Source organism: Peptoclostridium sp., assembly GCF_009881055.1.
Lineage (GTDB): Bacteria > Bacillota > Clostridia > Peptostreptococcales > Peptostreptococcaceae > Peptoclostridium_A.
This window is the reverse complement of the sequence record NZ_WXFG01000032.1, coordinates 42970-64298: the sequence shown is the minus strand read 5'-3', so window position 1 is coordinate 64298 and position 21329 is coordinate 42970. Positions and strand designations below refer to the sequence as shown.

The following is a 21329-nucleotide window of genomic DNA, read 5'->3' as shown; positions in this document are numbered from 1 at the left end:
ATTCATTAATGTCCATAGTCCATATATTTAATATATAGTAATGCAGTTTTTATTTCAATTATTATAAGCGAAAAAAAACCGCAAATATGCATTTAAGGCATATTTGCGGCATTTATTGTTTTTATATGCTCAAATCTTCCATTTCGTGCGTCCTGCTCCTTAGCATAAGATCAATTACAGATTTTTTGACATCCTTGCCTTCATAAAGGACCCCGAAAATTTCTCTAGTTATAGGCATGTCAATCCCGTACTGGTTTGAAAGTCCATATGCCACCTCAGTTGCGACTACACCCTCGACTACCATTTTAACCTCGGCAAGAGCTTCGGCAAGAGTCTTGCCCTGTCCCACCAGTATTCCAGCCCTTCTGTTCCTGCTGTGCATGCTCGTGCAGGTGACTATCAGGTCTCCTATCCCTGAAAGCCCCGAGAAGGTTGTAGCTTTGGCTCCCATTGCGACTCCCAGTCTGACTATTTCACGTATTCCCCTAGTCATAAGCGCAGCCTTTGTATTGTCGCCATATCCGAGACCGTCGGAAATCCCCGCTCCAAATGCTATTATGTTCTTGAGCGTTCCGCCCAGCTCTACTCCTATAAGATCCTCATTTGTGTAAACCCTGAACTTTGGAGATATGAATATATCCTGTACAAGCTCAGCCACATTTATGTCCTCAGCTGCAACCACTACTGTAGTTGGCATATCCCTTCCGACTTCTTCCGCATGCGAAGGCCCGGAAAGAACTGCAAAATCATTTTCCGGGAGCTCCTGCTTGCACACTTGGGATATTCTCAGGTTTGTCTGCTTTTCAAATCCCTTTGCCACATTAACTATAACCTGCTCCTTGGCTATGAACGGCTTTGCCGATTTAAGCACGCTTCTTACAGCCTGCGAAGGCACAGCCAGCACTACCGCTTTTGCTCCCTGCACGGACAGGCTAAGATCATTACTGAGATTTATGTTGTTTGGAAATACCACGCCAGGAAGAAAATCCACGTTTTCCCTCGTCCTGTTGACGCTTTCGCACTGTTCCTTGTCTAATGTCCACATGTCAACATCGTAACCCTTTTTAGCCAAGAGTATTCCCAGCGCGCTTCCCCAGCTGCCTGCACCCAATATGCATATCTTTTCCATGATATCAGCCTCCCGTATGATTCTAGTCTCTATTTTTTTTCTCCTTGTAGTTGAACCTTATAGGGGTGCCTTCAAATCCAAAATTCTCTCTTATCCTGTTTTCAAGATATCTCTGGTAAGAAAAATGCATAAGCTCCTTGTCGTTTATGAAGGCAGTAAAGTTAGGAGGCCTTATGCCTGTCTGTGACACATAGTATATCTTGAGTCTCTTTCCCTTGTCCGAAGGAGGCTGCTTTAGCATCATGGCCTCTCCTATGACTTCGTTCAGCACCCCGGTAGGTATTCTCATCGAATGCTGGTTTGCCACGAACTTTATCTTTTCAATCACGTTCGAAAGCCTTTGTCCTGTCTTTGCAGATATGAATACAAGCGGTGCATACGTCATGAACGCGAGCTTATTTTTTATTTCCTTGGTGAATGCATTCATTGTATGAGTGTCTTTTTCAATAAGATCCCACTTATTTACTACTATTATACATGCCCTGCCCTCTTCGTGGGCTATGCCGGCAACCTTCGTGTCCTGCTCCGTAACGCCTTCGGTTGCGTCTATTACAAGGAGTACCACGTTCGACCTGTCTATGGCTGCTACCGATCTTAGCACGCTGTATTTTTCAATATCATCTTCAACTTTCTTTTTCTTTCTTATTCCTGCCGTGTCTATAAACAGGAACTTGTCGCCGCCGTGCTCGAAGTAGGTGTCTATGGAATCCCTTGTGGTTCCCGCTATCGGACTTACTATAACTCTCTCTTCTCCGAGTATGGCGTTGAGTATGGATGACTTGCCTGCATTAGGTTTGCCCGCAATGGCCACCTTAATGAGGTCCTCCTCCTCTTCAAGATCCAGGTCCTCAGGGAAGTTTTCAACCACCTTGTCAAGCAGATCGCCTATTCCAAGACCTATTGAGGCCGATATCTCTATTGGGTCTCCAAAACCAAGCTCGTAGAAGTCGTAGAAACTCTCAGACATCTTGCTGTTGTCCACCTTGTTTACAACCAACACCACTGGCTTGCTGCTCTTTCTTAGTATCTGGGCAATCTCCCTGTCTCCGAGCGTCACGCCGTCCTTGGCATCAACCACGAACATTATAACGTGAGCAGTCTCTATTGCCAGCTGGGCCTGCTTTTTTATAAGCGAGGGAATCAGCTCCTCGCTGCCCACCTCAATGCCGCCCGTGTCTATGAGCGTAAAGTGCTTGTTTAGCCACTCTGCATGCGTGTAGTTCCTGTCCCTGGTAACCCCGGGGCTGTCTTCTACAATAGCTATTTTTCTGCCTGCAAGTTTGTTAAACAGGGTGGATTTACCCACATTAGGCCTTCCAACTATTGCAACAAAAGCATTGGACATTTATATCTCTCCTTCATTATATCTCAAATATAATTCTTTAATTTTCCACATCACATTATGTTATCACGTTAAATGCAAATGAGTCAAGTCAGCAAACCCCCACATTCTATTAATACGACTCTGCCGTCCCTGCGAAACAATTTCCATATTGTATTTGTTTAAATGCGTTTATAAATCGCTTTTCGCATATATGGTCAGATTGAATTTTATATTTCCCGCATCAGCAATTTCCTTTAAATACCATTCGCCATCGCCTTTGTATATATTCTCTGCTTTCATTGATATTCTGAATCAGTATTATAACTGGCTTTAGGCCGAATTACAGAATCGGATATGCATATGTTTTATAAAATATATTGAAAAAGTCGATAATAAACTTTATAATGAATCTATACGTTAATAACATTTACAATTCAGCAATTGGACGAAGGGTATAGGAGAGAGCCGTATGGCCGCCGAAGGGACAAGCATAGCCATCTGCACAGGGCATGTGAAATTCTCAGGCAAAAGGATTGTACCTGGACAACCTCTGGATAAAGAAATTAGACAGAGTATCAATAATAGTGTATTGGTTCTCTGTTTTTTTGTTTGAGCATATAAAAAACGGGGAATTAATATAATTTTGCTTCTCAAAAAAAATGAAAGAGGTGTCGAAATGGATTTCAAACAACTTGAGAGCTTCATCTCAATAGCCAAGTACAAAAGCTTTTCAAAGGCCGCCAAAGAACTATTCCTCACACAGCCAACAATAACCAACCACATCCAGAACCTTGAAAAAGAGCTTGGCACAATACTAATAAACAGATCAAACAGAACCATATCTCTTACAAAGGCAGGGGACATACTGTACGACTATGCCCTGGACATGATCAACACAAAGAAGAAGACAATGTTTACACTCGGCGAATACAAGGGTAAGATAGAGGGCCTGATAGAAATCGCATCGAGCACAATACCTGAAGAATTCATAGTGCCAGAGATAATAAAATCGTTCAGCAAGGAATTCCCCCATGTGAAATACACGTTAAAGCACTTCGATTCAAGCGATGTGATAGATGAGATACTAAACCAGAAGGCTAACTTCGGTTTTGTAGGTGCCAGGATAAGCAACTCTCAAATCGAATACGTCAACATAGCAGATGACGAGCTCATACTAATAGCACCCTGCGATATCGAGATTAAAAATGACGACGGCGTTATCGATATAAAGGACATCAAAAGCATCCCTCTTATAATGAGAGAAACCGGTTCCGGCACAAGGGATTTGTTCATGAAGGAGCTTGAGAAAAACAAACTTGCGCTCGATAATTTCAACGTAATTGCCCATATCGAGAATACTGAATCCATAAAGCAGATGGTAAGAAAGGGAATGGGAGTTTCAATCATCTCAAGAGCCGCTGTTAAGGACGAGGAAGCCTTCGGACTTTTGAAAATATACAAGATAAAGAGCCTCAAGCTAAAAAGGAACTTCTATTTTGCTTATCCCAAGAAGAGAACTCTTGCACCTCTTGAAGAGAAATTCAAAGAACATGTTATCGAATCTATAAATCTTTGATTGCTGAATTTTGGAGGAATTTCAGATGAATTCCTGAGGGCGCTCAATTTTGACGCATACGGCAAAGAGCCTCTGCTGAGCTTGTTTTTCATGAAGCTTCAAACAACCGCAGCAGAGGCTCTTTGTCATTTTTATTCCATTTCTATGCTTCCTTCAAAAATGCTTCGTATCCCTTGCTTGCCATATATGCATCAACTTTGCTGGCAAGCTCGTAAGGTGCGTGCATTCCAAACAGAGCGACTCCGCAGTCTACAACCTCGGCTCCGTAATTCGCCAGTATGTATGCTATGGTTCCGCCGCCGCCCTGGTCTACCTTGCCCAGCTCCCCGGTCTGCCACACCACAGAATTTTCATTGAATATTCTTCTTAGGAGTGCAACAAACTCGGCATTGGCATCGTTGCAGCCTGACTTGCCCCTTGACCCTGTATATTTCGATATGACAAGGCCTTTACCGATGTATGCACTGTTCATTTTGTCCATCACCTCAGGAAAATTCGGGTCAAAACCTGCTGTGACGTCCGCAGATATAGCCTTCGAACGTGCAAAAGCCCTTTTAAGCTTGATTTCACTGTAGTCTCCCTCCAGGCATATCAGCTCGGCGACTGCATTTTCAAAGAATCTGGATTCCATCCCCGTGTTTCCAACTGAGCCGATCTCTTCCTTGTCTACAAAAAGTGCGACGGCCGTTTTCTCTGGCGACTCCATTTTCATTATGGCACTCAACGCAGCGTATGAGCATACCCTGTCGTCATGCCCGTATGCTGCAATCATCGACCTGTCAAAACCCACATCCCTTGCCCTGCCTGCAGGCACCACCTGTATCTCCGCGCTCACAAAATCCTCTTCTGTTATTCCGTACTTTTCGTTTAGCAGCCTGAGAACGTTCAGCTTAACCGAACTCTTGTCATTTTCATCCTTTATCGGGATGCTTCCCGCAAGAACGTTGAGCCCTTCTCCCGTTATTACTTCCGAAGCTTTTTTTGACAACTGGTCTTTTGAAAGATGTATAAGAAGATCCGATATATAAAACACAGGGTCGCTTTCGTCTTCTCCTATTGCTATGTCAACCTTGCTTCCATCAGCCATTACAACGACTCCGTGAAGGCTAAGCGGCAAACAAGTCCACTGATATTTTTTTACGCCGCCATAGTAGTGCGTCTTAAAAAGCGCAACATCCGAATCCTCATAAAGCGGCATAGGCTTAAGGTCCAGCCTTGGCGCGTCTATGTGAGCCCCCACAATATTCATACCCTTTTCGAGCGGTTCGCTTCCTATCACAAAAAGTGCTGCGCCCTTTCCCTTATTCTCAAAATATATCTTGTCGCCCGGCTTTATTCCTGCAGCCTCGTCAAAGGGCACAAAGCCATTTTTTCTCGCTTCCTGCAGCACAAAACTTGTGCAGGCTCTTTCTGTTTTGCCCTTGTCCAGGAATTTTTTGTAGCCTTCGCAATAGTTCATGACCTCTTCTTTCTCGCTCCCACTAATCATTTCCCATGCGTTTTTATATTCGTTTCGCAAGCTCAAATCCTTTCCCCCTCAACATAATATTTATATATAAAATTTATTTTAATTATACACCCCACCAGTCTAAAAATAAAGCAAAAACACTTTCAAATCTAAAGCACCGGCTTGTATACAGCCCTGTTTTCAAGGCTCCACACTCTTTGCGAAAAATCTCCTTCATTCACATCGGCAAGGGCGTTTTTAAAGTCATACATCCTTGCATCTATCATGTCCAGGTGATGAAGCATTTCCGCCTCGGGTATCAACGGCTTTTTGGGGCTTCCAAAATCCGCCTCATAGTGATGCGAGAGTATCATGTGCTGCAGCACAAGAATGACCTCTTTGCTTGTTCCAAGAGCAGCTCCTGCAACTTCAAGCTCTTTTATTCCCTGTATTATATGCCCCAGAAGCTTGCCTTCGACAGTATAGTCCGAGACTATCCCGAGTTCGTTCGCATCCATCTCATCGAGCTTCGATATGTCATGAAGTATTATGCCAGCGTAAAGTAAGTCAGAATCCAAAAAATCATATATGCCAAGCAGCAGCTCTGCGGATGACAGCATGGTGGTTACATGATAGAGCAGACCAGCTCTTATGGCATGGTGGTTTGATTTTGCGGCCGGGTAATAAATCAGCCTGTCTTTCTTGCTTTCTGAAATATGCGTGACTATTTTTCTGATGTCTTCGGATTCTATCTTTGAAATATAGTCCAGCATCATACTGTACATCTTCTCGCCTTCAATTGGAGCAGACCTGACAAAATCCTCTACATTCACTCCATCTTCATCTGTTATGTTGCGTATCCTCTCTATTTTGAGCTGTACCGAATCCTTCCACTTGTTAACTACGCCCCTGACCTTGACTATGGAATTCGAGGCAAAGCCTCTCTCGTCATCGGGCGTACTTTCCCAAAGCTTCCCGACAACATCTCCGCTCTTGTCTGAAAGCACAAAATCTATATAGTTTTTACCGTTGCTGGCCGTTTTGGTCTCAACAGATTTTAGAAGAAAAAAACCGTCAGCCCTGCTTCCAGGCTCAAGCAGCAACAGGCCTTTTACATCATAATTCATCGTAGGACACCTTCCTTACACTATATGTTGAATATTTCCAAAATCGAATTTTTATAAATAAGCAGACAGTTTGCCATGCAAGCTGTTTTTCGTTCATGTTTAATCATATATTCAATATAAATATACCACAAATATTTGTCATTTTCATTGCAATTATTAAATATGCTTGCAATAATGCTATGAAAGCGCCATGCGAGGGTATAAATACTTTGTCAATAAATAATCGCAAGTAGAGGAGGTGTGGTTATGGACCTTGGCAAAGGAGATAAACCTGCAGGGTCTTCAAGACTTGAGACATCAGCCTATAAGGCTCAGGAAGAGATTTCCAAGGTGCTCTACGATCCTGCCTGCAATATTTTTAAGCCCTGGCAGTTCGATAGCCACCTTTCTCATCCCGTGACTCTCAAGACAACTTATGAAGAGCTTAAAATATTGTGGAACGAGGAGGCAAGATTCAGGGAGGGCTTCTCAGCCGGAAATGACACCATAGCAATACCCAATCTTTTTGTAAAGATAAGCGGTGTCCACAAGGATTTATGCGAATATGAAAAAGAGGTCGAGTTTTTCTTGTCTTCTTCAAAGAAGCTATTTTTTTCATCCGAGTCCCTGCTTGGCGAAAATTTATCGGAAGCAAATTATGTCGCATATTCTAAAAACGGGATATTGAAACCTGCATCAGGCTCGTCCCTTATGCATTTCATATCGAAAAACGGAGCTTTAGACATTGAAGAACTTGCTGCAAGCCACTTTTTCGAGAACATGACCCCTCAAAAGCAGCTCCAGACGACCATTGCCCACAAGCTAGGGCAGCTTATTGAATCCGATTTACTTTTGAAATCGTCCAGCGAGTATGCAACCCTCAGAATTCTGCATATGCTGCTCATCCTCGACAAGAGTCTCATAGGACTGCTTGAAAATTTCGATTACCCCTTTGACGTCCCCAAAATAGCAATATACAACGGGAAAGGGGCTCCTTTTACATTTGAAGACTGTGCCGCAATCTCGTTTTTTTACTACTGCGGCTTTGATATACTTATACTCACACCTTCAGGACATGTCGACATAGAAAACCATATAAACGGCTCCTATTTCGACAACCATTGTCTTGAAGAGCGCAATGCGTCAATTGATTACGCCAAACTAAAAGGCAAGTGCGATACATCGGGCAAAAAAGCCTTGTCTCGTATGGCCGCCTTTTTTAAAAAGTGAGAGGGGGAAAACAATAATGGACAGCACTATCAATGAAAATGCATACGAACTCGACACCCAAAGGCAGGCAGATATGGTGACCCAGTCCGCGAGAAATTCAGCTGAAATTTCAATTATAGCCGCCGAAATTGACATGAGCAATCCCGACACTATAACCTCTTTTGGAAACAAAACTGCACATGAGATCTCGAGATTTTCCGATATGATACTTGACACAATTAAAACCACATCTCTTGAAAATCCTGAGACGCTTCTTCTCCAGCTCAATAAAATCATGAACAAATTCGACGCCTCAGACTTCAGCGAGGAGCAAAAATCCGGACTAATCGTGCGCATAATGAAGAAAACCAAGGACTCTGTCGACGCACTTCTGAACAAATACACCTCCATGGGCAGCGAAATGGAAAAAATATATGCGAAACTCAAAGAATATGAGTCCGAAATAAAAAAATCCAACTCGCTTTTGGATTCTATGTTCGAAAGGAATATGGGTTATTACGAAGCACTCGAAAAATACATAGCGGCAGGCGCAATTGTGCTCCAAAAAATTCAATCCGAGACCATTCCTGCTCTAGAATCCAGAGCGGCTCTGACAGACGATCAAATAGACCGGCTCAATCTTGCTAATGCCAGGAATATTGAAGAGATGTTGCAGCAGAGGATTTACGATCTTGAGCTTGCCAAGAGCGTTTCCATGCAGACAATGCCCCAAATAAGGCTAATACAGCGGGGCAATTACAATCTTGTCAGAAAGATAAACTCCGCGTTCATAATAACCATACCAATATTCAAGCAGTCGCTCATACAGGCCATAACTTTAAAAAGACAGCTCATACAGGCTAAGGCCATGGCAGCTCTCGACGAGAAGACCAACGAGCTTCTTGTCAAAAATTCGGAAAACACAGCCCTACAGTCCAAAATGCTGGCCCAAATGTCATCCGGAGGAGCGCTGGACATTGGAACGCTTGAAAAGACCTGGAACACCATAGTTGCGGGCATCGAAGAAACCAGGCAAATTCACGAAGATGCTAAGAGAAAAAGAACCGAAGGCACTCAAAGATTGCATCAGATACAGGATGACTTCAAGAAACGGGCAGGTATATAAACATCTGGGCCCCTCCACCAAAAAAGCAGACCGGATACAATTTGCCGGCCTGCTTTTTATATTCGCTCACTACTCTTCCTTGTTTCTGGATTCATAATACCTGTCTGCAAATTCGACTATGTCAGGCGCCACATCCATGCCAAAGTCAAAGCTCATCTTTAAAAGTTCGCTGACTCTGTCCCAGTTGACGGCCTCGTTTTTAAGTTCTCTTCTCACCATATTGAAAAGATTCCTGAGCTGCTCTTTTTTTTCGCTGTTTTCCTTTAGCATGTCTATCTTGGACAGTATTCTGATTCCCACATCGCCGCTTATGGAGTCTTCGTCCGAAAGCCCGGAACAATCATGGCATTCTTCACCTTCCTGAAGCAGTCTTGCTTTTTCTCTTGTTGAAAATATCTTCAGATTCAAGATGATGCTCTCAATCGAATGGCTCTCACGCAGCGCCTTATATTCATCAGACGACTGGTCATAAAAGTCCCTTACAGCCTGGAAACAATTATTGTGCCATTCTATGTATTTGAGAGTATGCGTGTCATTCTCCTCAAATCCTATTCCATCTTCAATTAGCTGGTCTAGCTTTTTTATTTTATCGTATTTCATAGGCTCCCCCCTGCTTATCATATTGAAAGCTTTCCAAACTGTATGCACTAATACTTATTTGTTTATATACCTTCCGGCATTAGGTTTCTAACATGTGATTTTTCAGGTTCGTTATTTAGATAAATAAAAAAGGCAGATATTTTCATCTGCCCGCTGATAGCTCTATGCTCTTGAAAGATACTCGCCAGTTCTTGTATCTATTTTGATTTTATCTCCAACGTTAACAAATAGCGGAACCTGAACAACAGCTCCTGTTTCAACTGTTGCAGCCTTAGTAACGTTTGATGCTGTGTTGCCTTTTATTCCCGGCTCTGTCTCTATAACTTCAAGATCTACAAAATTCGGAGCCTCTACCTGGAATGCAGCGCCTTCGAAGAATCTGATAACTACGCTGTCGTTTTCCTTTATAAACTTTATTGCATCCTCAACCTGCTCAAAAGACAAAGGCACCTGCTCGAAAGTCTCATTGTCCATGAAGTAGTAAAGCTCTCCGTCATTGTAAAGATATTGCATTTCCTTAGTCTCTATGTTGGCCTTTGGAAACTTGTCACTTGGGTTGAAAGCCTCTTCCCTTGTCGCTCCAGTTCTCAAATCCTTATATTTTGTTCTAACGAATGCCGCACCCTTTCCCGGCTTAACGTGCTGGAAATCAACAATCAGACAAGGCTGACCATCCTTTACAAATGTTACTCCTTTTCTAAACTCACTTGCTGATATCATATCTTACCTCCATAATATTAAATTCCTCTGCCTAAATTGAAACGGGCGAAATATATAAAGGAATATAAATCCCCATCATATCAAAAAAATTACAATGCTATAATATCATATTTTCTTGATATTGAACAGTATTTCACTAACGATATTAGCAGGTGACTTGCCATCAACATCCACTGTAATATGGGCCGCTCTCTTGTATTTATCCAGCCTTGGAGGAAGTATTGCGTCTATTCTCTCCTCAGCCTCACACTGTTTCATCAGTGGCCTTTTGTCCTCGGATCTTTTCAAATTTTTGAGTACAGTGTCGCGGCTTGCCTTGAGCCACACGACAATCGAATTGCCTCTCAAGGCCCTAATGTTTTCTTCCCTCAGGATTATTCCCCCGCCTGTTGATATTACCTTGCCCGACTCTGAAAGTACTTCTCCGAGAATTCCGCTCTCGACATCCCTGAAATACTCCTCTCCCGAATTCTCAAACATGGAGCTGATTGTCCTTCCTTCAAGCTTCTCAGCCAAATCATCAGTATCCACAAATTCAAATCCCAGCTTTTTAGCCAGCTGCTTGCCAACAGTAGTCTTCCCGCTCGCCATGAATCCAACAAGTGAGATGTTTTTTACCGAACCCATTAAACTACTCCCTTTCGTTATTCGTCTGTTTTATTTTAATAGTATAGCAGATTCTGCATTTCAGGGGGAGTTTCTTATAAAAATCACAAATTCCGTTTTCATGGCGCAACCATTCTTCTCCAGGAGGAAAGCAAGCCTTACTCCCGATTCATCCTGGATTTTTTCCGCCTTCATATTCGACACATAGTTTGCAAATTCATAACCGGGCCTGTTCCCGCCTATTGTGCAGAACAATTTTCTAGTGCTCCTGTTCAAATATATTCCAATATCCTGACCTCCAAATTTGAAGCATATTTCATCCACGTCACCTCTAGAAAACTCGCTCCACGCAGTCTTTTTTCTATTGCTTCCAATAACAGCAGTTATGCTTGAAGCTCCGTAAAGCCGCGCTTCAACAAAGTGCTGCGCCATCATGGCATTTTCATTCAGCTCAGTTTCAGCTTCACCCTTTGAATAAATGTTTTTCAGACCCGACAGCAACTCTAGAGTCAAAAGGACAAGCAGAATAGTCAAAAAAGCATATGCCGAGACCTCCAGTAACAGGAATCCCTTTCTATTCATATGCATAAATTCCTTCCCTTATCAATGTTCTGCCGCTGAAAGGAACTATTGTAACAACCTTTGTATACCCTGTAGCTGAGTCAGTTATCTTTATTGTGTCTCCGCTTCCCTTGAGGGTCCCTGCAAGAGTAAAGTTGAGAGTACTCAGTGACGATACAAATTGTATGCCCTCCGGAAGCTTCTCCTCTTTTTCCAGAACATCCTCCTTATAAAGCGCATAGCCGCTCCGCTTCCAAGAATCCGTCCGAAACTTTATTTTGGCGCTATCGTCTCCGTATATGTTCCTCATCCTAACATATCTAATGTCCGAGCAGATTCTCCTTGCAAATGCATCAACCTTTGCCTTTCTCATGTTGGCCGACATGTATACAGCTCCTGACAGGAGCATTGCAATTGATAAAGCGCAAGCCAGCTCCACAAGAAGCACACCTCTTTTGCCGATTTTCATAAAATCACCTTCTTCTTACCCAGCCGCTCATACTGACCAGGCTTTCTAAATCCAGCACTCCTCTCACACCAACGCTTTTAGGCGCCTCCAAATAAAGCTCCCCGTATACTCCTTCTCCCAACTCAATGCTTTTGCCTAAAGATTTTGTATGCAGTTCATATTCTATATGCCCAAAGTCCGAATCTGGAATCTTGACGCCAAGTATGCAATCTATGACACATCTTGTCGCTCCAATCGACTTCAAAGCGGCTATCTCCATAACAAAGGCGTCCACCAGGTCAAATTTTATGTGGTCGTCCCTTACGTTTATAAGCACGTCTTCCGAGTCAACAGCTTCTATTTGCCCCACGACTTCCAATCGCTTCTCAGTCAAGAAATAGTCCCAGTACGCCTTTTTGAAAATCCCGTTCAGATGACTGTCAACATTTTCCCTAATGAGACGCGCCGTGACATTTCCATCCTCACAATACTCGAGCTCCATATACTGGCTGTCATTTCCACTGAGTTCTTTTTCAAGCTCGATCATCAGAAAATCCTCCAGCTCCTGTTCTATATATAAATCCAGCTTGTCAAGGCAAGCTGCAAATGCGGCCTCGGTACTCACAAGCAACGCCTCCTTTGCCAGCCTCAGTCCACCGTCCGCTATGTAGAAGCTTCTCTTGTGGCTGCTCGAAAGCTCTCTGGCGCTGGCATTCCTTGCTGTAATAAGCACAAGCGTCATGCCCAGAGTCCAGAGCAAAAGCATTGTTATTAAACCCATAATCAAGGCAGAGCCTTTCTCACTCCTCATTTTTCCACCCGGCTTTTCTGAAAGTCTTAATTTCAGCAAGCGGAGCACCATTCTTGGAAACCAGAACAGTAATTCCCAGCGTCCCCTTGCTTTTGTGATTGCCATATTCGCGCTCAGTTAAAACGTCTATGCAGATTCTCACATTGAATTCGTCCTCTTCAAATTCGCAATTATAATATTTTTCAAAAAGCTCACCTTCATCAATATTAACAAGAGTTTCCGCATATGCCTGAGCCATGTTGAAGGCATATGCCTTTTCCTTGGATCTTAGAATCGACAGCGTGCATTCGAAAAATATCTCAGAAAAAGTAACCATTAAAATACTTATCAAAAATATGGCGGCAGCGCTTTCTAGTAGCAGAAATCCCCTTTGTTTCGAGTTGCAGTCTTTTTCATTAACCGCTCCATCAATCAATAGAGATTTCCCGCCAAAACCAGAAGCATACTGCAATTGACGCCGCCATATTTATCAAACGTCATCTTCATCTCGCTGAATCCCATACATGCCTCCTCCATTTGCACTGACTTTATGAATTCAACAATCTGCGCAGCACTTCCATTCATACTTATTTCCACCTCATAAACATTTATTTTGCGGGAACCCTCACATATCGATACCTCTTCTATGCGGTGATTTTCATATGCAAGCTCCAAACCTATAAGCCTGTAGCTCCCTTCTAGAAATATGAGTACATCCTGCTGGCTTGATATAAGATCCATTCTGTATTCTAAAATTTCCGCTTCTTGTTTCGCTCCTGAAATTCTTTTATTCGTTTGCTCAGCTGCCTGAGGGTTTGATTTTTCGTTATAGAGATTAAATGCCTGCCTCAGGTTCTCCTCCAGCTGAAATTTGGCATAAACGGCGGATACAAGTATGAGGCATATCGCAATCAGATTCTTCCTGCTCATTTGGAATCATCCATTTCCAGGTCCATACTAATCAGGAACATGTAATCTTTATATTCTATTTTGTTATCCAAGCTTATGCTTTCAATAAGCACATTGCTTTTAACTCCCAGGCACTTGTCAATAAAGCCGCAATACCTCATTATTCCCGAATATTCACTGCTGTTCCCCTGGATGCTTAGCTTGTTTGGTCCGCAGTCTATCGTCTCAGTTTCTGCTCCATCAATCCCGCTTAGCATTATTTCTCCGACAGCTTTCAGAACTGATTTATCGAGCATCCTATCTGAAAATTGCTCACTTACCTCATCTACGTAATCTATATTGGCTCTGTATTGGTTTTCTGCAGCTGCCAGGACAACTTGATTTCCCACGGACTTTCTTATATATGACGCGGCTGCTTGATCTAAAGCTACCAAAGAAACTGCTGTCATCAACGAAATAATGATAGCAATATTACTCACAACAAATCTCTTTTTCAGCCTTTTTCTGTAGCAGCCCTCCAAGTTCATTGCGCATTTGCTCATCCCATTTGAATCCCCTCCATTATATATTCTTGAACTTTCCCAGAAACAATCAGGTTATCAACCCTTATCCTCGCGCCGCTTGTTATATGCTCTGCAAAAAAATCCCCCTCACCCGAAAGTATTACCAGTTCCTCCAATGCTTCCCCGGAACAGCTTAAAAGAGCCTCCCTGATTTTTTCTGCAGCCCTCGCATATTCGGATTTTTTTGTTCTGAAAGCAACAACAGGTTTTCCCTCATGCATTACTGCGACCGAATATGAGTACCCACTGTCAAGCGCTATTGCCCCATGTGCCTTTGTCGTTTCTGAAGAACTCTTTATATACGCGCATATAGCTGCGTCTATTCCGCAGTATATGCCGGTTATTTTTATTTTGTGGCGCTTTGAAATAATAAATGCCGAGTCTATATCCATCACTTCAATCGAGCATACAAGGTGACTTGAAGTCAAGCCATCTGATTTGACGATTCTCGAGCTTATAATATGCTCCTTCTCATCAATCCTGCTTGCTGCCTTGAACTGATTTTCCGCCAATGTACAGGCAATGCTTTTCCTCCTTCCGCAGGGGACATTCACTATTCCAAAGCTGTATCGACTTGAATGTTCGACATATACAATTTCATCTATGCTTTTTGCCGCACATTCCAATGCATCCAGAGCTTCAGTGAAACCATCTGAACCAAGAATCCGGCTGCCCCCATCACTCCTTTTGGCTATGGTGGCCGTTCGGATACCCCATGGACCTTTTAATGCAAATGCTGCTCTGCTATCTTCATTTATCCAGAACAGCCTAGTTCGAAGTGCCATCTTCCGTCACCTCTGTTTTTTCAATCGTAGGATAAAGCTCTATCCCTCCTGCTTTTACAGTTACCTTCTTGTCGGTGTACTCAGCACTCCAGGCTCCTCCGCTCTTGGGCGCGCTTATGCCGGTTAGATATCCCCCTTTCACTAGGAGAGTCTCCAAATCAGATTCGCCAAATCCATCAGCCTTTTTGACTATATTGTTTTCAGCCACATAAAGCTCCAGAGCTCTTCCTATGCATGCAGCCGAGGCCGCATCCGCTCTTAGCCTAGCCTTGTGTCCGGTGCCTGCAATATCCGGCGAAATTATCGCCACTATGATGCCTATTACAAACACAGCCATAAGCACCTCAAGCAGTGAAAATCCTTTTCTGTCTCTGAATACAGCCAATATTTTTTTCATTTCATTTACCTCCTATTTCATTCATATTGTCAAATCAACTTTTTATATAATGCTGTTTGCAATTCTTAGCATCGGCGTCATAACAACATACGAGAGCAAACCTATTATTACGGTTACCCCCATAATAAGCAGAGGACCTATAAGGGATACCGCCCTTTTCACAGAGGATTCTACTTGCTTTTCGAAATAGCATGCGATTTTGTGAAGTATTCCCGACATATCACCCGATGCCTCCCCAATTTTAACCATCATCGCAAACTCATCCGAAAAAAATCCCGCTCTTGAAACGGCTGTCGACACACACTCCCCTGCAGTAATAGACTCCTGCATTTTCAGCATGCTTTTCCTGTATTCGCTGCAGTTGAGAGCGCTGCTCGCCATTTCAACAGCGCTGTATATCGGTATCCCGCTCTCCATGCACATTGAAAGCAATCCCGCAAACATTGATGATACGGCATTTCTTCTGACTTTCCCAATGTGCGGCATTTTTGAAAGCAAGCGCCAGACTCCGCCATTTTTTGCATAAGCCCTGAATATGCATAAGGCAACAAAAAAAACACCTGCCGCGCCAGCCAATATTGTATGCATGTTTTCGCTTATGACGCTTGATGCTCCAATTATAATTCCGCTTGCGCCCTCTAAGTCTGCATCGCTTGCATTAAGCAAATCAGCCAGACTTGGCATCACAAAGACCGTTATAAACCCTACTGAAAAAAAACAAAAAAACAACACCAACATGGGATATGCAAGCGCTGATTTTATCTCTCTCTTGATGCTGTAAATGCTGTAGTAATAGTCAGCCAGTTTTTTGCATACACCTTCAATTCGCCCGCTTTTTTCTGCGCAATCCATAACCTCTACGACCAAATTCGGAAAGTAGGTGTCCGCCTGCTTCATTGCTTCCGAAACAGAAACGCCTTTGTTTATATTTGACGAAATAGCCCTTGAATATTTGCTCACATGCCCTCCCGCTCCGTCTATGATGCTAAGTGAATCAGTTATGCTAATGCCCGCGCAAGTAAGAAAGTGAAGATGTTCAAAAAACTCCGATATCACAATGTGATTTTTATTTGAGGCAGGCGAAATAATGCTGCTTGGCAGCTGGAGCCCGCCTGTCCAAATTGCATATATGCCGCTTTCAGAAAGGCTCCTTAAGGCTTGATTTTTGCTGGCTGCCCGCATAATTCCGCAACTGTAAATTTGCTTGTCGTCCATACCTATATATGCAAAAAGCTTTATTCTAATCACATCCTTACAAGTATTCTCCCACCAGAAGCTGCGATATTTCCTCCGCAGATGTTGTTCCATCAACAACAAGCCTTGCAGCATTTTCCAGCATCGTTGACATGCCCTTCCTATTTGCAATATCTCTTATCTTCTGTTGAGACTGGCCCTGTATTATTGCATCGCTCAGCTCTCTGTCAATACAAAGCACCTCATACACACCCGTTCTGCCGTAATATCCTGTTCCTGCGCAGCGCCTGCAGCCTACAGCCGAGTAAAAATCTTCCGTTTTGTACCCCGCCATATAGAGCGCTGTTTTTTCAGCAACCGTCGAGCTGCAGATGTTTTTGCATGATTTGCAAAGCACCCTTAGAAGCCTCTGCGATATTACACACTTAAGTGCTGCTGAAATTATATAAGGTGGAATCCCCATATTCAAAAGCCTGGTTATAGTGCTTGCTGAATCATTGGTGTGAATGGTGCTAAGCACCAAGTGTCCAGTTATTGCCGCTCTCATCGCTATGCTCGCTGTCTCGTTATCACGTATTTCACCAATCATTATAACGTCAGGATCATGGCGCAATGCTGCGCGCAGCCCTTTGGCAAAGTCCAGACCTATTTGTCTGTTCACTTGTATCTGAGATACTTCGCCGATTGTATACTCCACTGGATCCTCAACCGTTATTATATTTTTTGAATCTCTTTTGATGAAATTCAATATAGAATACAGCGTTGTAGTCTTGCCTGATCCAGTCGGTCCGCTTATAAGCACCATACCCCCTGTGCCGGAAATGCAGCTTGAGATTTTATCCACGTCGTCAGCTGTCATCCCGATATTTCTAATGCTGAACCTGAAATCATCCTTTTCAAGTATCCTAATCACTGCCTTTTCGCCAAAAACAGTAGCAATTGTGGCTGTCCTAAGATCGTATTCACTCTCGCCCACCGATTTTACGAGTCTCCCATCCTGAGGAATTCTCTTTTCGGAAATATTCATGCCCGATATGACTTTTAGTCTGGATATTATGCTCTCGTGTCTGTCTTTACTTATCTTCGGCCCCCCAAGTAGTTTTCCGTCTATCCTGAGCTTTATTTGCGTGTGATTTTTCCCTGGGTGTATATGTATGTCGCTTGCCCGGCTTGATATGCCGCACATTATAAGTGCGTCAACAAACTCTACCGCATATGTTACAGATGACACATCCATATTTTCAATTGCATAGAAGTTCGCATCACTACTGTTCACAACACCAACTCCTTTGTGCATATTTATTCTTGTAAATACATTCCATATGCATTGATCTATTATTACCCTTTGTCCAGCGCAACTAACACAAAAAGACCTCCAGATTTAAAATCCAGAGGTCTTTATAGATTATATTGATAATTTTATTAGTCGCAATACCGGTTGCTACCTGGCCATCGAAAATCCAGATGCCTTCAGAGCCATCTTCACTGCATTATATATTACTATGGTCACGAATACATTTGCTACTGCTGTAGGAAGGACTATTCCCATAAAAAGAGCTGTGAAAGGTGCAGGAAGTCCAACTATCAAAAGTGCAGAGTAGAGGAATACGGCTCCGCTTATTATGGTTCCAACAAACGATATAACTATTACTGCAACTTGATTCAATTCCGGCATAAAGCTTAGAGCTACTTTAATCATTGCATATACGGCCGCACATGTCACTATCTTGTCTATTATGTTAGGAAGCTGTCCGCCAGGGAATGTGGTAGTAAGCGCTGTTATAATTCCACCCATCAAAGCTGCAAGCACTACGTTTTTCACATCACTGTTTATAAATATTGCTACAAATATCATCGCAAGCATTATGTCAAATTTCATGGCCCCTAAAGCTCCCGGCACTATCTGGTGCAGTATAAAACCTATTGCTAACAAAAGCGCTGTAAGAACATTTTTTCTTAAATTCATGATAACCCCTCCATATTTTTGTATTTATAGAATTTGTTGTCTGTTTTGAAAATAAAAAAATGGTCCATCATCCCATATGATATATGGGACGAAGAACCATGCTCTTCGCGGTGCCACCCAAGTTAGAAGGCTAAATGCCTTCCATCTCTTCTAGATACGGAGATTTCTCCCGATATCCTGTCCCTGTAACGGGGGACTCCCGGCTTAGGATACTCTCAAAAGATTTCACCCTGCTTCTCACAGGCCCATTCACCAGATACTCTAAAATCGGCTTCCACCAACCCCGACTCGCTGTTTATAGAAAATTCTGACTACTCTTCCTGCTCTTAGAATTTATTTTCAAAACTATATTTAACTGTTATACACATGATAACAGACCATATTTTTACTGTCAATAATATTATTATTTTTTTATATCGCGCATTTTATTTGTCATAAAAATATATTGATATGCTTTCGACACATGCCTCGAATTTCCATCTATTTTTTAGTCTCTGCGACTATTCTCTCTGCAAATATTCTGGCCTTTTCCTTTATATCCTGCACTCTTTTAATGCTTCCAGGATCATTGGCAATCTCCATCAAGGCAAATTCAGGCGGGAGCCTGAAGCCCTTGTTTATATTCAGTGCTCCAAGGAGCTGTCTTGCCACCGTATCATTTCCAGAATTGCCAGAAACCACGACTCCAAACAGAGCTTTATCATAAAAGCTCATTTGCCTGTAGAGGGCCGTAAGCCTGTTTATTACCGCCATAAGGTTTGCAGCTATTGAGTCGTTGTAATTGGGACATAGCAACACAAGTGCGTCGCATTCCTCTACGGCCGGAAACACCTCCTGCACAACAAGCCCTCCGTAAAAACAGCTTTTTTGCTCTCCATAGTGCATGCACAGTTTGAAAGAGCAGCCTCTGCAGTCAGTGAGATTCTCATTCTCTACATGTATTTGCCTTACCGAACAGCCCAAACTCACAAGATTCTCTTCGACCATGTTCCAGAGCATCAGTGTATTGGATGTTTTTCTCGAGCTTGAATGGAGCACTGTGATTTTCGGCGATTCAACCCTTGCCGGCTTGTATTCCATTAGCCTGTTCCCAAGTTTTTCGCATTGCATTATACATATTTCGCCAAGAGTACTATCCTTGTATACTTTCTTCCAGGTCGAAAAGTTCTTGAGCCCTCCCACGGCCTCTGCAAGTGGGTGCCCAATGAATGCGCAGCCCAGCTGGTTAGCCACAAACATCAGATGCGTGGCGCAGCTTTTTGTATATAATTCGCTTTTGCTGTGAACAATCAGAGCCCCAACAGCCCCCTCAAATGCACGTGGGTTGGCGGCTCGTATTTCCAGCAGCAGCTGCAGCAGATTCATGTCTACTCCTATTTCGTTTGTTTCAGCGGCAAATAACAGCCTCTTTCCGGCGAGTTCGCCGGCGCGTCTAGCATCATGCACGTATACCCGCTTGCTGCTTGCTGTAACAGCCCCTATCATGTTAGCGAGCTGTTCCGAGTGACCGTCCGCACACAAAACATATATATTTTCCATCTCCGTTCCCCCCTCAGGTACAACGGGCAGCAGTGGCTGTTATGGCCGCCACTGCTGCGCCCCTGTCTATATTATTGCTTTGAGATGTTCATATGTCTCTTTTAGCCTTTCAAAGAGCTTATCGTCCAAATCGAGCCTTTCGATATCTGTTCCCGATTCCGTAAGCCTGTTTTTGGCTCCTATGAATACACCGCCCATGTATGTCGAGCTGTAGTGCCATTCTCCCTTTATGGTTGCAAGCAGCGAAAGCGCGCCTGAAGATAGCGCCGGAGCTATATACGGCTTGAAACCCGTATTTCTGACCTCGATGTTTGCGTGCTTGGCCTTATGCGTAAGCTCCTGCGAGAGTACATCATCATACTCGCTTACGCTGTTGGCAATCACAAGACCCTCCCCATGAGGCCCAAAAGCCCTGCCGTGCTCATTGTATCCTGCAAGCCTCTCATCCTGCATAGAATAGTAGACAGCCCTTGCATTCATAACTCCAAGGCCATAGCCTCTTATCTGCTCCGGCGACAGACCCCGGTAGTGCATATCGCCGTCTTCTCCCTTGTTGCTGGCAATGTAGAGCGCTTTGCAAAGTGGATCCACCGGATCTGAGACTACTGCGAATATTCCCTTAAAGCCAGCCTTGCATGCCATCCTTCCGTACTCGCTTATTATTTTGGAGTTCTGCTCGAACTGGACCATTCTTACATCCTTGCCCTCCTGCCCTACAGGTGGCACTCCCACCGATATGCAAAATGCTATCATGTCGCAGTCAAACAAATCATCCTCGCCGAGTTTTCTGACAGGGGGGTACTTCCTGCCGTCAAACTGCGAGTATATCTGGCCGGCTTCTAACAGCCACCTTTGCATCTTGCTCTCATCTCTGTCGTATATGCCGATGCTCTCCACGGCGTCCCCGCCAAGAAGCCTCAGCCCCGTAATTAGCATGCCTCCCACATCGCCCATTCCGACAACATTTATTCTCCAGCTTTTGGGGAGTCTTTCACTGCAGGCTTCCTTCCAGTCCGGATATGCTGTGTTGACATACATGAGTTTTCCTTCGCCTATTTTACGAAGTATTATATCATCTATTTCTGAGCTGGCAGCCTTGCTCGTCTTTAAAAGTTCAATGCCTTCTTTTTCAAGCTCAAGAAGGGATGCATCCGATACGGAGAAGGTCTTCCTTGACAGTCCCTTTTCCAGAGAGTCTGCGTAGCATGCGATGCCCGCAAATGAAGCGGCTTCTTCCCTGCTAAGAACTGGCAAACCCTCAATTTCTTCTTTTGATATAAGCATTCTATCGTTTAATCTGTAAAAGTTGATATTCATAATATCTAGCCTCCAAA

The 21329-nt window shown here is 43.4% G+C and carries 23 protein-coding genes, 1 riboswitch and 1 other annotated feature; of the genes, 3 read left to right on the top strand and 20 right to left on the bottom strand.

The features are described from left to right. Positions 1 to 121: 121 nt before the first annotated feature. Together GT589_RS09130 and der are read right to left on the bottom strand one after the other, a co-directional pair. Positions 122 to 1129 carry an NAD(P)H-dependent glycerol-3-phosphate dehydrogenase gene (locus tag GT589_RS09130; protein WP_293398373.1) on the bottom strand — a complete coding sequence of 336 codons (1008 nt, stop codon included), beginning with the start codon at positions 1127 to 1129 and terminating at the stop codon, positions 122 to 124. Between the two features lie 22 nt (positions 1130 to 1151). Beyond that, positions 1152 to 2474: a ribosome biogenesis GTPase Der gene (gene der, locus GT589_RS09125; RefSeq protein ID WP_293398372.1), complete on the bottom strand. Its 1323-nt coding sequence runs from the start codon at positions 2472 to 2474 to the stop codon at positions 1152 to 1154. A gap of 424 nt (positions 2475 to 2898) precedes the next feature. Beyond that, positions 2899 to 2999: riboswitch (glycine riboswitch) on the top strand. A 130-nt stretch (positions 3000 to 3129) separates the two neighbouring features. Between der and GT589_RS09120 the strand changes: the two genes are divergently transcribed. Then, positions 3130 to 4029, top strand: a complete 900-nt coding sequence (locus tag GT589_RS09120; RefSeq protein ID WP_293398371.1) for a selenium metabolism-associated LysR family transcriptional regulator — start codon at positions 3130 to 3132, stop codon at positions 4027 to 4029. A 142-nt stretch (positions 4030 to 4171) separates the two neighbouring features. Here the strand turns inward: GT589_RS09120 and GT589_RS09115 are convergent, their stop codons facing one another. Both GT589_RS09115 and GT589_RS09110 read right to left on the bottom strand, forming a co-directional pair. Beyond that, on the bottom strand, positions 4172 to 5554 hold the full coding sequence (locus tag GT589_RS09115) for an aminopeptidase (RefSeq protein ID WP_293398370.1): 1383 nt from the start codon (positions 5552 to 5554) through the stop codon (positions 4172 to 4174). A 92-nt stretch (positions 5555 to 5646) separates the two neighbouring features. Continuing rightward, entirely contained in the window at positions 5647 to 6603 is a 957-nt protein-coding gene (locus tag GT589_RS09110) for a 3'-5' exoribonuclease YhaM family protein (RefSeq protein ID WP_293398369.1), read from the bottom strand. 246 nt (positions 6604 to 6849) lie between these two features. Between GT589_RS09110 and GT589_RS09105 the strand changes: the two genes are divergently transcribed. Both GT589_RS09105 and GT589_RS09100 read left to right on the top strand, forming a co-directional pair. Beyond that, entirely contained in the window at positions 6850 to 7812 is a 963-nt protein-coding gene (locus GT589_RS09105) for a YceG family protein (protein WP_293398368.1), read from the top strand. Between the two features lie 16 nt (positions 7813 to 7828). After that, positions 7829 to 8917 (top strand): toxic anion resistance protein, encoded by a 1089-nt coding sequence (locus GT589_RS09100; RefSeq protein ID WP_293398367.1) that lies wholly within the window; start codon positions 7829 to 7831, stop codon positions 8915 to 8917. A gap of 69 nt (positions 8918 to 8986) precedes the next feature. Here GT589_RS09100 and GT589_RS09095 read toward each other — a convergent pair whose 3' ends face one another. The 16 genes from GT589_RS09095 to GT589_RS09020 form a co-directional block, all read right to left on the bottom strand. After that, positions 8987 to 9517: a hypothetical protein gene (locus tag GT589_RS09095; protein WP_293398366.1), complete on the bottom strand. Its 531-nt coding sequence runs from the start codon at positions 9515 to 9517 to the stop codon at positions 8987 to 8989. Positions 9518 to 9679: 162 nt separating this feature from the next. Continuing rightward, positions 9680 to 10237, bottom strand: coding sequence for an elongation factor P (gene efp, locus GT589_RS09090; protein ID WP_293398365.1), 558 nt, complete (start codon positions 10235 to 10237; stop codon positions 9680 to 9682). A 105-nt stretch (positions 10238 to 10342) separates the two neighbouring features. Continuing rightward, complete coding sequence (locus tag GT589_RS09085) at positions 10343 to 10864, bottom strand: shikimate kinase (RefSeq protein ID WP_293398364.1); 522 nt, start codon at positions 10862 to 10864, stop codon at positions 10343 to 10345. A 60-nt stretch (positions 10865 to 10924) separates the two neighbouring features. Continuing rightward, positions 10925 to 11425 carry a hypothetical protein gene (locus GT589_RS09080; protein ID WP_293398363.1) on the bottom strand — a complete coding sequence of 167 codons (501 nt, stop codon included), beginning with the start codon at positions 11423 to 11425 and terminating at the stop codon, positions 10925 to 10927. After that, the gene (locus tag GT589_RS09075) at positions 11418 to 11873 is read right to left on the bottom strand and encodes a pilus assembly FimT family protein (RefSeq protein WP_293398362.1); all 456 of its coding nucleotides are present in this window, start codon (positions 11871 to 11873) and stop codon (positions 11418 to 11420) included. The genes GT589_RS09080 and GT589_RS09075 overlap by 8 nt, the downstream gene beginning before the upstream one ends. 4 nt (positions 11874 to 11877) lie before the next feature. Next, positions 11878 to 12633, bottom strand: coding sequence for a hypothetical protein (locus GT589_RS09070; protein WP_293398361.1), 756 nt, complete (start codon positions 12631 to 12633; stop codon positions 11878 to 11880). Between the two features lie 19 nt (positions 12634 to 12652). After that, positions 12653 to 12979 (bottom strand): hypothetical protein, encoded by a 327-nt coding sequence (locus tag GT589_RS09065; protein ID WP_293398360.1) that lies wholly within the window; start codon positions 12977 to 12979, stop codon positions 12653 to 12655. 95 nt (positions 12980 to 13074) lie between these two features. Next, the gene (locus GT589_RS09060) at positions 13075 to 13572 is read right to left on the bottom strand and encodes a hypothetical protein (RefSeq protein ID WP_293398359.1); all 498 of its coding nucleotides are present in this window, start codon (positions 13570 to 13572) and stop codon (positions 13075 to 13077) included. Continuing rightward, on the bottom strand, positions 13569 to 14093 hold the full coding sequence (locus GT589_RS09055) for a hypothetical protein (RefSeq protein WP_293398358.1): 525 nt from the start codon (positions 14091 to 14093) through the stop codon (positions 13569 to 13571). Before GT589_RS09055 ends, GT589_RS09060 begins: the two co-directional genes overlap by 4 nt. Continuing rightward, entirely contained in the window at positions 14090 to 14899 is an 810-nt protein-coding gene (locus tag GT589_RS09050; protein WP_293398357.1) for a hypothetical protein, read from the bottom strand. Before GT589_RS09050 ends, GT589_RS09055 begins: the two co-directional genes overlap by 4 nt. After that, on the bottom strand, positions 14883 to 15296 hold the full coding sequence (locus GT589_RS09045; protein WP_293398356.1) for a type II secretion system protein: 414 nt from the start codon (positions 15294 to 15296) through the stop codon (positions 14883 to 14885). Before GT589_RS09045 ends, GT589_RS09050 begins: the two co-directional genes overlap by 17 nt. Positions 15297 to 15338: 42 nt before the next feature. Next, a complete protein-coding gene (locus GT589_RS09040) occupies positions 15339 to 16544 on the bottom strand; it encodes a type II secretion system F family protein (protein WP_293398355.1) in 1206 nt (401 codons plus the stop codon). 4 nt (positions 16545 to 16548) lie between these two features. Then, positions 16549 to 17766: a GspE/PulE family protein gene (locus GT589_RS09035; protein WP_293398354.1), complete on the bottom strand. Its 1218-nt coding sequence runs from the start codon at positions 17764 to 17766 to the stop codon at positions 16549 to 16551. Positions 17767 to 17931: 165 nt separating this feature from the next. Next, complete coding sequence (locus tag GT589_RS09030; protein ID WP_293398353.1) at positions 17932 to 18456, bottom strand: tryptophan transporter; 525 nt, start codon at positions 18454 to 18456, stop codon at positions 17932 to 17934. An 81-nt stretch (positions 18457 to 18537) separates the two neighbouring features. Further along, positions 18538 to 18793 (bottom strand) — a binding site (T-box leader). A gap of 143 nt (positions 18794 to 18936) precedes the next feature. After that, a complete protein-coding gene (locus GT589_RS09025) occupies positions 18937 to 19995 on the bottom strand; it encodes a flavodoxin family protein (protein ID WP_293398352.1) in 1059 nt (352 codons plus the stop codon). Between the two features lie 66 nt (positions 19996 to 20061). Continuing rightward, entirely contained in the window at positions 20062 to 21312 is a 1251-nt protein-coding gene (locus GT589_RS09020) for a lactate dehydrogenase (protein WP_293398351.1), read from the bottom strand. Positions 21313 to 21329 lie beyond the last annotated feature (17 nt).

What these genes read in the sequence shown, in the direction of transcription:
- GT589_RS09105 (WP_293398368.1), top strand. Translation starts at nt 6,850, where the DNA reads ATGGACCTTGGCAAAGGAGATAAACCTGCAGGGTCTTCAAGACTTGAG.
- GT589_RS09060 (WP_293398359.1), bottom strand. Translation starts at nt 13,572, where the DNA reads ATGAGCAGGAAGAATCTGATTGCGATATGCCTCATACTTGTATCCGCC.
- GT589_RS09045 (WP_293398356.1), bottom strand. Translation starts at nt 15,296, where the DNA reads ATGAAAAAAATATTGGCTGTATTCAGAGACAGAAAAGGATTTTCACTG.
- GT589_RS09085 (WP_293398364.1), bottom strand. Translation starts at nt 10,864, where the DNA reads ATGGGTTCGGTAAAAAACATCTCACTTGTTGGATTCATGGCGAGCGGG.
- GT589_RS09080 (WP_293398363.1), bottom strand. Translation starts at nt 11,425, where the DNA reads ATGAATAGAAAGGGATTCCTGTTACTGGAGGTCTCGGCATATGCTTTT.
- GT589_RS09020 (WP_293398351.1), bottom strand. Translation starts at nt 21,312, where the DNA reads ATGAATATCAACTTTTACAGATTAAACGATAGAATGCTTATATCAAAA.
- GT589_RS09030 (WP_293398353.1), bottom strand. Translation starts at nt 18,456, where the DNA reads ATGAATTTAAGAAAAAATGTTCTTACAGCGCTTTTGTTAGCAATAGGT.
- GT589_RS09130 (WP_293398373.1), bottom strand. Translation starts at nt 1,129, where the DNA reads ATGGAAAAGATATGCATATTGGGTGCAGGCAGCTGGGGAAGCGCGCTG.
- GT589_RS09110 (WP_293398369.1), bottom strand. Translation starts at nt 6,603, where the DNA reads ATGAATTATGATGTAAAAGGCCTGTTGCTGCTTGAGCCTGGAAGCAGG.
- der (WP_293398372.1), bottom strand. Translation starts at nt 2,474, where the DNA reads ATGTCCAATGCTTTTGTTGCAATAGTTGGAAGGCCTAATGTGGGTAAA.
- GT589_RS09025 (WP_293398352.1), bottom strand. Translation starts at nt 19,995, where the DNA reads ATGGAAAATATATATGTTTTGTGTGCGGACGGTCACTCGGAACAGCTC.
- GT589_RS09050 (WP_293398357.1), bottom strand. Translation starts at nt 14,899, where the DNA reads ATGGCACTTCGAACTAGGCTGTTCTGGATAAATGAAGATAGCAGAGCA.
- GT589_RS09095 (WP_293398366.1), bottom strand. Translation starts at nt 9,517, where the DNA reads ATGAAATACGATAAAATAAAAAAGCTAGACCAGCTAATTGAAGATGGA.
- GT589_RS09055 (WP_293398358.1), bottom strand. Translation starts at nt 14,093, where the DNA reads ATGAGCAAATGCGCAATGAACTTGGAGGGCTGCTACAGAAAAAGGCTG.
- GT589_RS09120 (WP_293398371.1), top strand. Translation starts at nt 3,130, where the DNA reads ATGGATTTCAAACAACTTGAGAGCTTCATCTCAATAGCCAAGTACAAA.
- GT589_RS09070 (WP_293398361.1), bottom strand. Translation starts at nt 12,633, where the DNA reads ATGGGTTTAATAACAATGCTTTTGCTCTGGACTCTGGGCATGACGCTT.
- GT589_RS09065 (WP_293398360.1), bottom strand. Translation starts at nt 12,979, where the DNA reads ATGGTTACTTTTTCTGAGATATTTTTCGAATGCACGCTGTCGATTCTA.
- efp (WP_293398365.1), bottom strand. Translation starts at nt 10,237, where the DNA reads ATGATATCAGCAAGTGAGTTTAGAAAAGGAGTAACATTTGTAAAGGAT.
- GT589_RS09100 (WP_293398367.1), top strand. Translation starts at nt 7,829, where the DNA reads ATGGACAGCACTATCAATGAAAATGCATACGAACTCGACACCCAAAGG.
- GT589_RS09075 (WP_293398362.1), bottom strand. Translation starts at nt 11,873, where the DNA reads ATGAAAATCGGCAAAAGAGGTGTGCTTCTTGTGGAGCTGGCTTGCGCT.